This is a genomic window from Microbacterium sp. AC035 (assembly GCF_979258485.1).
The window spans coordinates 1-13,022 of the sequence record NZ_OZ409858.1; the positions used below are offsets into that span (position 1 = coordinate 1).

Annotated in this window: 12 protein-coding genes; 11 read left to right on the forward strand and 1 reads right to left on the reverse strand. The window is 66.6% G+C overall.

Going from position 1 to position 13,022, the window contains the following annotated elements:
* The 8 genes from ACZ0AA_RS00005 to ACZ0AA_RS00040 form a co-directional block, all read left to right on the forward strand.
* On the forward strand, positions 1–697 hold a 697-nt coding region (locus ACZ0AA_RS00005), incomplete at its 5' end, for a GuaB3 family IMP dehydrogenase-related protein (protein ID WP_463511789.1).
* A gap of 58 nt (positions 698–755) precedes the next feature.
* Positions 756–1,517 (forward strand): SURF1 family protein, encoded by a 762-nt coding sequence (locus ACZ0AA_RS00010; RefSeq protein ID WP_400864658.1) that lies wholly within the window; start codon positions 756–758, stop codon positions 1,515–1,517.
* Between the two features lie 242 nt (positions 1,518–1,759).
* Positions 1,760–6,394 carry an ExeM/NucH family extracellular endonuclease gene (locus tag ACZ0AA_RS00015; RefSeq protein ID WP_463511790.1) on the forward strand — a complete coding sequence of 1,545 codons (4,635 nt, stop codon included), beginning with the start codon at positions 1,760–1,762 and terminating at the stop codon, positions 6,392–6,394.
* Between the two features lie 129 nt (positions 6,395–6,523).
* Positions 6,524–6,814 carry a WXG100 family type VII secretion target gene (locus tag ACZ0AA_RS00020; protein ID WP_463511791.1) on the forward strand — a complete coding sequence of 97 codons (291 nt, stop codon included), beginning with the start codon at positions 6,524–6,526 and terminating at the stop codon, positions 6,812–6,814.
* A 24-nt stretch (positions 6,815–6,838) separates the two neighbouring features.
* Positions 6,839–7,387 (forward strand): hypothetical protein, encoded by a 549-nt coding sequence (locus ACZ0AA_RS00025; protein ID WP_463511792.1) that lies wholly within the window; start codon positions 6,839–6,841, stop codon positions 7,385–7,387.
* Positions 7,380–7,685 (forward strand): hypothetical protein, encoded by a 306-nt coding sequence (locus ACZ0AA_RS00030; protein WP_400861838.1) that lies wholly within the window; start codon positions 7,380–7,382, stop codon positions 7,683–7,685. The genes ACZ0AA_RS00025 and ACZ0AA_RS00030 overlap by 8 nt, the downstream gene beginning before the upstream one ends.
* Before the next feature lie 39 nt (positions 7,686–7,724).
* A complete protein-coding gene (locus tag ACZ0AA_RS00035) occupies positions 7,725–8,438 on the forward strand; it encodes a hypothetical protein (protein ID WP_463511793.1) in 714 nt (237 codons plus the stop codon).
* On the forward strand, positions 8,435–8,785 hold the full coding sequence (locus ACZ0AA_RS00040) for a DUF2510 domain-containing protein (protein ID WP_400861835.1): 351 nt from the start codon (positions 8,435–8,437) through the stop codon (positions 8,783–8,785). Before ACZ0AA_RS00035 ends, ACZ0AA_RS00040 begins: the two co-directional genes overlap by 4 nt.
* Before the next feature lie 9 nt (positions 8,786–8,794).
* Here the strand turns inward: ACZ0AA_RS00040 and ACZ0AA_RS00045 are convergent, their stop codons facing one another.
* Entirely contained in the window at positions 8,795–9,604 is an 810-nt protein-coding gene (locus ACZ0AA_RS00045) for a DeoR/GlpR family DNA-binding transcription regulator (protein WP_463511794.1), read from the reverse strand.
* Positions 9,605–9,853: 249 nt separating this feature from the next.
* Between ACZ0AA_RS00045 and ACZ0AA_RS00050 the strand changes: the two genes are divergently transcribed.
* The 3 genes from ACZ0AA_RS00050 to ACZ0AA_RS00060 all read left to right on the forward strand — a co-directional run bounded on the left by ACZ0AA_RS00050 (position 9,854) and on the right by ACZ0AA_RS00060 (position 13,003).
* The gene (locus tag ACZ0AA_RS00050) at positions 9,854–11,149 is read left to right on the forward strand and encodes an ABC transporter substrate-binding protein (RefSeq protein WP_400861832.1); all 1,296 of its coding nucleotides are present in this window, start codon (positions 9,854–9,856) and stop codon (positions 11,147–11,149) included.
* Between the two features lie 82 nt (positions 11,150–11,231).
* Positions 11,232–12,155, forward strand: a complete 924-nt coding sequence (locus ACZ0AA_RS00055) for a carbohydrate ABC transporter permease (protein WP_400861830.1) — start codon at positions 11,232–11,234, stop codon at positions 12,153–12,155.
* 2 nt (positions 12,156–12,157) lie between these two features.
* A complete protein-coding gene (locus tag ACZ0AA_RS00060; RefSeq protein ID WP_400861829.1) occupies positions 12,158–13,003 on the forward strand; it encodes a carbohydrate ABC transporter permease in 846 nt (281 codons plus the stop codon).
* Positions 13,004–13,022 lie beyond the last annotated feature (19 nt).

Sequence of the window (13,022 nt, forward strand, 5' to 3'; positions counted from 1 at the left end):
GCGCACGCAGGAGTTCTACGACACCGTCGCCGCTGCCGGCGTCGATCTGTTCGTCATCCGCGGCACGACGGTCTCGGCCGAGCATGTGTCGAGCGTCGACGAGCCGCTGAACCTCAAGAAGTTCATCTACGACCTCGACGTGCCTGTGATCGTCGGCGGAGCAGCCACCTACACGGCCGCGCTGCACCTGATGCGCACGGGTGCTGCCGGCGTGCTCGTCGGCTTCGGCGGGGGAGCGGCATCGACCACCCGCGCCACCCTCGGCATCCACGCGCCGATGGCCACGGCCGTCTCCGACGTCGCGGCCGCTCGTCGCGACTACCTCGACGAGTCGGGCGGACGCTACGTGCACGTGATCGCCGACGGCGGGGTCGGCACGTCCGGCGACATCGTCAAGGCGCTCGCGATGGGAGCGGATGCCGTCATGCTCGGTGTCGCGCTCGCTCGCGCCACCGACGCCCCTGGCCGCGGCTTCCACTGGGGCCCCGAGGCGCACCACCCGAAGCTTCCGCGCGGTCGCCGCGTAGAGGTCGGCGGCATCGGCACCCTCGAGGAGATCCTCTACGGCCCCGCACCCGTCGCCGACGGCACGGCGAACCTGATCGGCGCGCTGCGCAAGTCGATGGCCACCACCGGATACTCCGACCTCAAGGAGTTCCAGCGGGTCGAGGTCGTCCTCGCACCGTATGAGGCCTGAGGCACCGCTCGTCACCGTGACTTCACCCGCACTGTTCCCGCCGACCCTCCGCGAGGTCATGCTCCGGGGACGCTGGATCGGGATGCTCGTGCTGTGCCTGGTGGTGGCCGGCGTCTTCGCGTGGCTCGGCCAATGGCAGCTCGAGCGGGCGATCGAGACCGATCCGCCCCCTGCCGGCGCGACCGAGCAGGTGCGCCCGTTGACCGATGTGGTCGAGCCGGGAGAGTACCTGCCGGAGCCGCTGGTCGGGCAGAAGGTCGAGACGTCCGGGGCCTGGATCCCCGACGACTTCCTCATCGTGTCGAGCCGATTCAACGACGACGCGGAAGGCTACTGGGTGACCGGTCAGCTGCGGGTCGCCGAGCGCACATCGATCGCGGTGGCCATCGGCTGGACCGCCGACCGGGCAGTCGCCGATGCGGCCGTGGCGGAGCTGAAAGAGGGCGACGCGGACGCATCGATCGTCGGACGTGTCATCTCCGATGAGGGCCCCTCCGTGCCGCCGAAGGACGATCCGCAGCGTATCGACCGGATGTCGACCGCCGCGCTCCTCAGCCATTGGCACGATATCGACGAGCTCGACGTCTATCGTCCGTACCTGGCCTCGATCACGGCGACCGCAGGTCTCACGGACATCTCCTCTCCAGCGCCCGACGAGCAGTCGCCGGTGAACTGGCTCAACATCTTCTATGCGGCGGAGTGGGCGATCTTCGCCGGGTTCGCGTTCTACCTCTGGTATCGACTCGCGAAGGACCAGTGGGAGCGCGAGGTCGAGGAATTCGAAGACGCTGCCGCCGGCGGGGCCGGCGGGGCCGTCTGAGCGGATGACCGCGCGCATGCGCGCGGCCCGGCGCGCGCATCTGAGCGCGTTCCGTCGCGATATTCCACCTTCGTCAGGGGCGCCTCCGGACATTCGGTGAGGGCTTGGTTACCAATCGGAAAACTCCGTTGAGGTTGTCGGAGGGCCTCCGTATGCTCGCTCACATGTGCGTGAGCTGAGAGGCCGCACAGCCGCGGTTTCACGAGAGCCGTCGCCAGACCACACCCGAGGAGACAACACAGATGATGTCCGCTCCCGACGCCGCGAACCGCCAGGTTCCCGGGTCAGATCGCAGAAGTCGGGGGCGTCTCGGCGTCCTCGCCGCCACCTGCGTCGCCGCTTTGGGCGCCAGCGCCCTGATCGTCACGCCAGCCGCCGCAGACGTCTCGGGAACCGGGGTCGTGATCAACGAGGCGTACCTCTCCGGAGGCAGCGCCGGTGCCGCGTTCACGAACAAGTTCGTCGAGCTCTACAACCCGACGGCGGCGCCCGTCACCCTCGACGGGCTCTCGCTGCAGTACCGGTCCGCGACGGGAACAGGCAACTCCAACGGTGTCGCACCCTTGACCGGTGTCATCCCCGCGGGCGGTCACTATCTGGTGCAGGCGGGCAGCAACGGAGCCAACGGCGCCGCGCTGCCCACAGCCGACGCCGTGAGCACCCTCAACCCCAGCGGCACGAACGGCACGCTCGCACTCGTCGAAGGCACGGCGGCGATCACACTGACCCCCGGCTCGGTCACCGGCGTCGACGGTGTCATCGACGTGCTCGGCTACGGAACGTCGAACACGTTCGAGACCGCCGCGGCGACGCCGCCCACGGGCAACACCGACGTGAAATCGCTCAACCGCACCGGGGGCAAGGACACCGACGACAACAAGGCCGACTTCAGCCTGTCGCCGACCATCACGCCGCAGAACGCCGGCACCGTTCCCGATCCTGATCCCGACCCTGAACCCGAACCCGAGCCGACCGAGGTGTCCATCGCCGACGTGCAGGGCACGGCCGATGTCTCACCGCTGAACGGCCAGACGGTCACGGTCGAGGGCATCGTCACTGCCGACTACCGCACCGGTGGCTACAAGGGCATCGTCATCCAGACCGAGGGCTCAGGCGGCGCGAACGACGCGACACCGGGGGCATCGGACGGCGTCTTCGTCTTCCTGAACGCCCTCGCTCCCACGCTCGCGATCGGCGACCTCGTCTCGGTCACCGGTACCGTCAGCGAGTACTTCGGTCAGACTCAGCTCAACCCGGCGGCGCTGACCGGCATCTCGGTGGTGCAGGCAGCAGCAGGGGTGCCCGAGGTCACGCCTCTTCCCGACTCCGCCGTCGGCACCGACCGCGAGCAGTACGAGAACATGTATGTGGCGCCGGCCGGCACCTACCGACTCGCGTCCAGCCACCAGCTCTTCAACTTCGGCACGCTCTGGCTGAACGCCGGCGCTGACCTGAATGTCAAGAGCACCGAGACCGTGCGACCCGGCTCCGAGGCCTCGGCTATCGCCGCAGCCAACCGGGCGAACCGCATCCTCCTCGACGACGGATGGTCGATCCAGGTGACGAACAACGGTCACCCGAACGACCAGCCGTACTTCACCGAGGACCTCGTCGTCCGCAACGGCGACACCGTCGACTTCAGCGACAGCGGGTACGTGCTCCAGTACGGTTTCGACGACTGGCGTCTGCAGCCGGTCGTGCCGATCGACAGCACGTCTCCCGCCGACCTGAAGGCCGGTTTCGAGGCGACGAACCCTCGCACCGACTCGGCTCCGACCGTGGGCGGCGACGTTCAGGTGGCATCGTTCAACGTCTTCAACTACTTCACGACGCTCAAGAGCGAGAACTCGAACGCGAGGGGCGCGGCCAACGCAGCCCAGTTCGAGATCCAGAAGTCGAAGATCGTCGCGGCGATCAACGGCCTCGACGCCGAGATCGTGTCGCTGATGGAGATCGAGAACTCGATCAAGCTCGGCGGCTCGCTCGACGAGGCTCTCGCCGATCTGGTCGACGGACTCAACGACGCGCTCGGCAGCGAGGAGTGGGACTACGTCCGCACCCCCGACGAGCTGAACGACTCGGCGACGACCGACTTCATCACCAGCGCGATCATCTACAAGAAGGATGCGGTCAGCACCGTCGGCGAGAGCCTCACGGTCACGGACGAGACCGTGTGGGGCAACGCCCGCGAGCCGATCGCGCAGGCCTTCGACATCGACGGCCGCGTCGTCACGGTGGTGGCGAACCACTTCAAGTCGAAGTCGGCGCCGGAGGGCGGTGGCGCCGAGCCGGCTGATGGCCAGGGCTTCTTCAACGCCGACCGTGTGAAGCAGGCGAACTCGCTCAAGGGCTTCACCACGGAGATCGAGGAGACCACCGGAAGCAGCGACATCCTGCTGATCGGCGACTTCAACGCCTACGCGAAGGAAGACCCCATCGAGGTCTTCACGAGCGAGGGCTGGAGCGACGTCGCACGGGAGAAGGCACCGGACGAGCACACATACTCGTTCGACGGCGAGCTCGGCTCGCTCGACCACGTGCTCGCGTCGCCGTCTCTCGCCGAGTCCATCACGGGCGCGGGGGTGTGGAGCATCAACTCTCCCGAGTGGAGCGATCGCGGCTACGCGTTCGGCGCCACTGAGGCGGGCACGCCGTTCCGCTCCAGCGACCACGACCCGATCATCGTCGGCGTCTCCTCGGAGATCCCGCCGGTGAGCATCGACGTCGTCACGATGAACGACTTCCACGGACGCATCGAGGCCGACGGCGCTGCCGCAGGCGCGGCGGTCGTCGCAGGAGCAGTGCAGCAGTTCCGTTCCGAGAACCCGAACACGATCTTCGCCGGTGTCGGCGATCTGATCGGCGCCTCGACCTTCACCTCGTTCATCAACGACGACAACCCGACGATCGACGCGCTCAACGCGGCCGGTCTCGATGTCAGCGCTGCCGGCAACCACGAGTTCGATCAGGGGTGGGAAGACCTGCGAGACCGCGTGCAGGACCGCGCGGATTGGGAGTACATCTCGTCGAACGTCTTCGTCACCGAGACCGGCGAGCCCGCGCTCGCGCCGGCCTGGGTGAAGGAGCTCGACGGCGTGCGCGTCGGCTTCGTCGGCGCAGTCACCGAAGACCTCGACTCGCTCGTGTCCCCGGAGGGCATCGCGGATCTCGAGGTGCGCAGCATCGTCGACTCGGTGAACGCCGTGGCAGACGACCTCCGTGACGGAGACGCGTCCAACGGCGAGGCGGATGTGGTCATCCTGCTCGTGCACGAGGGCGCATCGAGCGTCGAGCTGTCGAGCATCACGCCGGACTCGCCCCTGGGCGAGATCGTCTACGGAGTGGACGAAGACGTGAACGCCATCGTGTCTGCGCACACGCACCTCGCGTACAACCATGTGATCGACGGGCGTCCGGTCATCTCGGCTGGACAGTACGGCGAGAACCTCGGGCTGATGAACATCCAGGTCGACCCGAAGACGAAGGACCTGATCTCGATCACCAACGAGATCAAGCCCCTGACCTCCGGAGGACAGGCGCTGTACCCGGCTGTTCCGGAGGTCGCCGACATCGTCGCGAAGGCGAAGGCGGAGGCTGACGTTCTCGGCGCGGTCAAGGTCGGAGACATCACCGCCGACTTCAACCGCGCTCGTCAGACCAACGGCTCGGAGAACCGCGGTGGCGAGTCCACGATCGGCAACTTCGTCGCGGACGTGCAGAAGTGGTCCACGGGCGCCGACATCGCGCTGATGAATCCCGGTGGCATCCGCGCGAACCTGACGTACGCCTCGGCGAACGCCAGCGACCCGAACGGCAACGTCACGTACCGCGAGGCGGCGACGGTGCAGCCGTTCGCCAACACGCTGGTCACGCTGACACTCACCGGTGTGCAGCTCAAGGGTGTGCTCGAGGAGCAGTGGCAGCCGGCCGGTTCGGCTCGTCCGTTCCTCAAGCTCGGCGTCTCGGAGGGGCTGGTCTACACGTACGACCCCGCTGCGGCGCAGGGCTCGCGGATCACGTCGATCACGCTGAACGGCTCGCCGATCGACCCGACGGCGAACTACACGGTCGCGGCGAACTCGTTCCTGGCGGCGGGTGGAGACAACTTCTTCACCTTCCGCGAGGGCGCGGGCAAGCGCGACACCGGCAAGATCGACCTGCAGTCGATGGTCGACTGGTTCGACGCGAACAAGACCGCGACCCCCGACCTCGCACAGCGCGCGGTGGGTGTCTCGGTAAGCGCGCCGGATGCCGATGGCTACAGCGCCGGTGACCAGGTGACGGTGGCTCTCTCTTCGCTGGCATTCAGCGCGGGGGAGCAGGCGCCGGGTGAGGTGACGCTGTCGCTCGGCGGCACCCCGCTCACAGCGGGTTCGGTCGACCCGACCATCGTCGACACGACCGACGAGGCGGGGCGTGCGACACTCACCTTCACGGTGCCCTCAGGGATCTACGGCGAGCAGCAGCTCGCCGTGGCGGTCGCCGGCACGGGAACCACGGTGCAGGTGCCGTTCACGATCGCGGGTGAGGAGCCGGTGGAGTTCGCAGGCTCGATCGACCTCGGCTCGTCGAAGGTCGCCGCGGGCAAGAAGCTCGTGGTCACAGGTGAGGGCTACCTGCCTGGCGAGACCGTGACCGTCGAGCTGCGACCGAAGAAGGGATCGGCCGTCGAGGTCGGCACCGTCCAGGTCAAGGCCGACGGCACCTTCTCCACCTCCGTGACGGTGCCGAAGAACACCCAGCCCGGCAAGTACACGGTCGCGGTGTCGCAGGCTGACGGGGACGAGGCGACCGCTACGGTCACCGTCAACCGCGCAGGCGGCATCATCGGCGGCATCATCGACTGGCTGTGGGATCTCATCAACGGCTGGTTCTGACCTCGACAGGCGGGGCACCCGCCTGACACGCACGAAGGCCGTCGGGAGCGATCCCGGCGGCCTTCGTCGTTCGCGGGGCCGGAGAAGATGCGCTGGGGTGCAGCGGGCGGAAGATGTTATCGTGCTGGCATGGGGGTAGCAGTCGAGGTCGATTTCGACCAGATCCAGACCATGATCGATGTCCTGCTCGGGGCGCTTTCCGACCTGCAGGCCGAGGGTGGCGCTCTCGACAGCGCATCCCGGCTGATGCTCGCAGGCTGGGACGGCGAAGCCGCAGACGCCTATGAGAGTCGGCACGATCAGTGGCAAGCGGACCATACCTACACTCTCGACGAGCTGACAGGTGCGATACGAGCCCTGCAGCGCGCGCTCGCGAGCTACCGCCATGCCGAAGCGACCATCATCGAACTGGTCGCCTGACGGCCCGAGCCTGGAGCTTTGCACATGACTCCCTCAGATGACCTGACCGCGCGCATCGACGCTCTCCGCATCCAATCCCGTCAGATCGCCTCGGACTTCTCAGCCGAGATGGCGCGATTGACGCGCGAGGTCGCTCAGCGTGACCCACTCGTCGAGATCGAGGCCGACGCCCGCGGGCTCATCTCCTCGGTCGCCGTCGATCCGAGCGGCTACATGAACGCGGCCGCCACCGCCCTCGCCTCCGCCACGGATTCCGCGCTGGCGCTTGCGGGCGTCTCAGCGATGCCGGATGTCTCGACGAAAGCGCACCGGGCCATGCAGCTGTTGCGCGACGGACTGCCGGCTGAGGATGCGATCGACGCCGTGGTCGCCGAGCCCGACGGTGCATCCGAGCGGCACGTCTTCCCGGAGCTGACGGTCGAGATCAACACGCTGGGTCAGTTCTCGGTCACGATCGATGCGGAGTGGAGGGCGTCCGCCACCGCGGTCGAATTCGCAGACGTCGTGAAGACGACCGCGAACACGGTGATTGCACGACGCGCGGGCGATGACGACGGGGGTAGCGATGAGTGACGGGTACACAGTCGACACGGGAGTTCTGAGGGCTGACGCCGAACTCTGGCGAGGTTGGGGCGAGACTCTCGCGACGGGAGCCGACAGCATCTCGGACACCTTCGAGTACTGGGCGTTCTCGGACCAGCCGGGGTTCGAAGCCCTTCGCGACGAATATCTCGCGGCGGCGGCCGACCTGCGGCAGAAGGTTCGCGACGGCGGCGCGCTCTTCCGCGCCATGGGGTCGCGGCTCGAGCAGGTGGCAGAGATCTACGAGAAGACCGAAGACGAGGTCAGCCGCGACATCAGGGGGGCTTGAGGTATGCATCCGGAGGCGATGGGGCAATGGATCATCGACGTGATCGATGATGGTCTCAGAGAGCTCGACAGGGCCGAGCGCGGCGCGCCGGCCATGGCGCGCGAGTGGGCCGACGGCCTTTCGACGTTCGGCGTCCCCTGGCCCGACTGGGCGAAGGATGCCGCATACCACGCGGCGATGGCAGCACTCCTCGCCAACATCGGGATCATGCGGGAGATTCTCAATGCGATGCGCGACGCGGTCGCTCGGATGGGTCTTCCCACGGTGCTGCGTGCCGAAGCGGACAAACTGGTGGAGGGCATCGGCAGTGTGCAGAGCAGCGTCGATGCGGAGTGCACGACAGCGCGGCTGGGCGGTCTCGGCAGCGACGCGTGGGACTCCGACGCGGCGCGGCACTACCTGTCGGCGTATGACAACCACGAGGATCAGGTCGACGAACTCGAGAAGTCGATCGACGGGCTGGTGCGTGTGCTCCGGGATGCGGCAGCGTCGCAGGACGCGTGGTACTCCTCGAATCTGTTCAACGCGATCGGCGGGGTGGTCGGCATCGCCGGTCTCGTCGTCGCCATCATCGGCGGCTTCGCGACGCCCGTCGCGTGGGTGGGACTGGCGATCGGCATCATCGGACTGCTGCTGAACGTGATCGGGTACTTCATCGGGCGCGGCGACTCGGAGTCGCGCGCATCCGTGCTCTCGGGCGTCCTCTCTTCCACGGTTCTGCCTTCGTGGCCCCAGCCGTCGTTCGCCTCATGAGCGGTGGGGGGCCGGCCTCGCCGGGTTGGTACGACGTGCACCGACGCACCCAGAGGTGGTGGGACGGGCGGCAGTGGACCGAGAACGTCATCCACCACGGGCGGCCCACGACAGCCACAGCACTCCGCGCGGCGACGACCAGGATGCAGTGGATGTGGGTCGGAGTCGGCGTCGTCGCCTGGGTGGCGTTCCTCGTCTTCTCGTTCGCCTTCGGTCCGAGCGCGGCGTTCGCACTCGCCCTGCTGCCGGTCGCCGGCACTGCTGCGATCGTCGCCTCTGCGATCACCGGGTCGCGCCTGATAGCGGCTGTTCCCCCTACCCCCGGTGGTCCGGTCCACGCCCGGTGACGGGCGCTGTCATGCCGAGGGGCTGACGATCTCGACCTCGGCCTGCGCGAGTGCGGCCGCGAACGCCGGCTCCGGTGCCGAATCGGTCACCAGGTAGTCTGCCCGGTCGAGCGTGGTGACCTGAGCGAACAGTCGGCGACCGAACTTCGAGGAGTCGGCGAGGATCGCGGTGCGCTCGGCCCGCTGGATCATCTCGGCCATCATGTTCGCGTCGCCCATGTTCGACGTCGAGAAGCCGGCGTCGTCGATGGCGCCCACGGCGATCATCGCCAGATCGCAGCGGATGTCGACCTCCGGTCCTCCCGGCGTCATCATGAACGTCACGGGCCCGGTGGTGGCCTGGGTGATCGCCCGCACGGCGCCACCGAACACGTAGAGGTCGCGGAAGGCGGAAGGCGATATCTCCGCCGGGATCCGCAGGTTGTTCGTGGCGATCGTCAGGTCGCGATGATTGCGGAGCGCTCGCGCGAGGGCCAGGGTGGTCGTTCCGGCGTTGAGCATGACGACCGCTCCGTCGTCGATGAGCCCCGCGGCGAGGCGCGCGATCGTCTCCTTCTCCTCGGTCTGCAACCGAAGACGGACGTCCAGCGCCCGGTCCTTGAGCTGCCCCTCGGTGCTGACGGCTCCACCGTGCGTGCGGATGACCACGCCTTCACGGTCGAGCTGATCGAGATCGCGGCGGATCGTGTCGATGGAGACGTGGAAATGCTCGGCGAGGCCGCCGACGGTCACTTCTCCCACCTGCTCGACATATGAGGCGAGATCCGCCTTCCGGCCCGCCGGGAGGCGGCGCTTGGGCGACGGTGCAGTTGCTTCCATGCACACATCTCTAGCACAGAGGAGCGAGAAAGGCGGCAGAGTTCAGCAGAAAACGGCAGATCGGATGCGGCGGCACTCTCGCCTCCAGCTCGTGCGGTGGCGCCGATTCGCCGAAGACGCTGTGAGTACATCCATCGAATAGTGCAAAGAAATGCTTGACGTTCCCGCAAAGGACGGCATAACATTGCTCAAAACCGCATGAACAAGCATCGAAGCGCGTGTGCGGCACGATCTCGAAGAGGAGAAGTGATGATCACAGTGGGACGAGGGCGACGCATTCTCAAGCTCGCCGGCGCCGCGACAGCAGCCGTGACAGTCCTGGCCGTGGCTGGGTGCGCGGCAGGCGACAGCGGAACCGACGGCGGGGATGGCGGAGACGTCACGATCGAATTCGCGCAGTGGTGGGAGCCCGAACTCCCCGACGGCGAGTTCCGGGCGCTCATCGACGAGTTCGAAGACGCGAACCCCGGCATCACGGTCAAGCTGGTGAGCGGACCGTACGCATCGACCAAGGAGCAGCTCTTCGCCGGAGCCGCGTCGGGCACCATGCCCGACGTCGTCGGCCTCGACGGAGCATGGGTCAACGACTTCGCCTCTCAGGGCGTCATCGCCGACCTGACCGCCCTCATGGAGGAGAACGACTACGACGACAGTGAGCTGGCGAGTCAGATCCAGGTCGACGGCAGCACCTACATGATCCCCGTCGTGAACTTCGTCTACCCGATGTTCACGAACGACACCCTGCTGGCAGACGCGGGCGTCACCGCCCCGCCCGCCACCCGCACGGAGTTCGCGGATGCCGCCTCGAAGGTCTCGGCCCTGGGCGGCGACGTCTCGGGTTGGGTGCTCCCGCTTTCGCTCGAGGCTCCGAACGGCGTGCAGAACGACGTCATGTCGTGGGTCTGGGCCTCGGGCGGCTCGATGCTGAAGGACGGCCAGCCCGACCTGACCAACGACGACGTCACATCGGCGGTCGACTTCATCGGCGGCATGTGGGACGACGGCTCGATCGCCTCCGGTTCCTTCACGATGAAGGAGCAGGACAAGGTCGAGGAGTTCACCAACGGTCGGGTCGGCATGATGATCGACTCGCTGGCCCACATCAACCTGATCCGTGAGACGAACCCCGACCTGAAGTTCTCGATCTCGGCGCTCCCGGCCGAGGACGGCTACGACGGCGAGCGGGGCATCCCCTACGCATCCTGGGGCATCGGCGTGGCCGAGAACTCGGAGCACAAGGATGCCGCGTTCAAACTGGTGTCGTTCCTGATGAGCGAGGAGACGAACTCCGAGCTCTCGACGATGGCGAATGCCTTCCCCGGCAACTCGAAGTCGGTTCCCGGATTCGTGGAGGACGACGAGCTGTTCGCGCAGGCGTTCGAGATCTACCAGGCCGGATACCCCGCGAACGAGTTCACCGGGCTCCCGGTCGCCGAAGAGCTGATGCGTCAGCTCGGCGAGCAGCTGCAATCCGCGTTCGACGGGCAGCAATCGGTCGACGATGCGCTCAAGAAGGCGCAGGAGGCCTGGAAAGCGGAGTTCTGATCTCCTGCTTCCCGAACGAACGGGGTGCCGCATCGCTCCCGATGCGATGCGGCACCCGACCAACCAAGGAGCCACGCTTCCCATGAGTCTGAGAACGTCCGACGACACCGAGGTGATCGTCACCGGGGTCTCGATGTCGCGTCGCCGGCGGCAGCTGCGCAAGACGACCGAGTCGTACGCCTTCCTCTCGCCGACGATCATCCTGCTGTTCGTGCTGATGATCGTGCCGATCGTCATGGTGATCGGCTACTCGTTCCAGGACAACGTGATCCTGAACAAGTCGCCCGAGTTCGTGGGCATCGGCAACTATGTCGAGATCCTGTCGGACCCCCGCTTCTGGAAGGCGACCGGCAACACGATCCTCTTCACGGTGGCGAGCGTGGCGGCGCACCTGGTGCTCGGCCTCGCCTTCGCGATGATGCTCAACAGCCCGCTGCTCGGCCGGTTCTCCCGGTCGTTCTTCCGGGCCCTCTACGTGCTGCCGTGGCTGTTCACGGTCGCGGTGATCGCGGTGCTGTGGCGCATGCTGCTCGCCCCGAACGGGGTGGTCAACTTCCTGCTCAACACCGACATCGAGTGGCTGGCATCGCCGCAGCTCGCACTCGGGACCATCATCTTCATCAACATCTGGGCCGGATACCCCTTCTTCATGGTGAGTCTTCTCGCGGGACTCCAGGGCATCCCCAACGAGCTCAACGAGGCGGCGACTGTCGACGGCGCCGGTGCCGTCCAGCGCTTCTGGAACGTCACGATCCCGCAGCTGCGGCCGATCATCGTCAGCCTCGTGCTGCTCGACCTGATCTGGACCTCGCAGCAGTTCGCCCTCATCTGGATGACCACAGGCGGCGGACCGATCGATGTGACCGAGGTGCTGAGCACGTTCACCTACAAGCTCGCCTTCGCCAAGTACGACTTCTCGCTCGCGGCGACCTCCGCCGTGCTGGTCCTGCTCATGTCGATGGTGCTCGCCGTCTTCTACGTCCGTCACCAGAAAGCGAGGGACTGATCATGGCTCTCACCGTGCAGAACCAGCGCCGCGTCGCGAAGACCGGCATCATGATCGGGCTGATCCTCGGAGCCGTCTTCGCCGCGGGACCCGTGCTGTGGATGCTGTCGAGCTCGTTCAAGTCCAACACGCAGATCTTCGAGCTGCCGCCCAGACTGATCACCGACACGTTCTCGTTCGACGCGTACATCGCCATCTTCACGAACCCCGAGACGATGCGGTTCTTCTTCAACAGCTACGTCGTCGCGGGCTCGGTCACGATCCTGACCCTCCTCGTCGCGATCCAGGCGGCGTACGCGTTCAGCCGCTTCGACTTCCGGGGCAAGCGCATCCTGAACGTCGTGATCGTGAGCGTGCAGGCGGTGCCGCCCATCACTCTGCTGATCCCGTACTTCGGTCTGATGGTGGCGCTCGGTCTCTACAACTCGTACCTCGGCCTGATCCTCACCTACATGGTGTTCACGCTGCCCTACGCGATCATCATGATGACGGGCTACTTCAACACTCTGCCGAAAGAGCTCGACGAGGCCGTCCGTGTCGACGGTGCCGGTTCCATGACCGCCCTGTGGCGCATCCTGGTGCCGATCTCGATCCCCGGCATCGTGTCGGTCGGGATCTACACCTTCATGATCGCGTGGAACGAGTACCTGTTCGCGCTCACCCTCACCCGCACGATCGACATGCGCACGGTGCCCATCGGGATCCAGCTCCTCATGGGGCAGCACTCGTACGAGTGGAACCAGATCATGGCGATGAGCGTGCTCGGATCCATCCCAGTGCTCATCCTCTTCCTCATCTTCCAGCGGTACTTCATCAGCGGTCTCACGGCGGGGTCCGTGAAGAGCTGACGTCGCGCCGACGGACGAA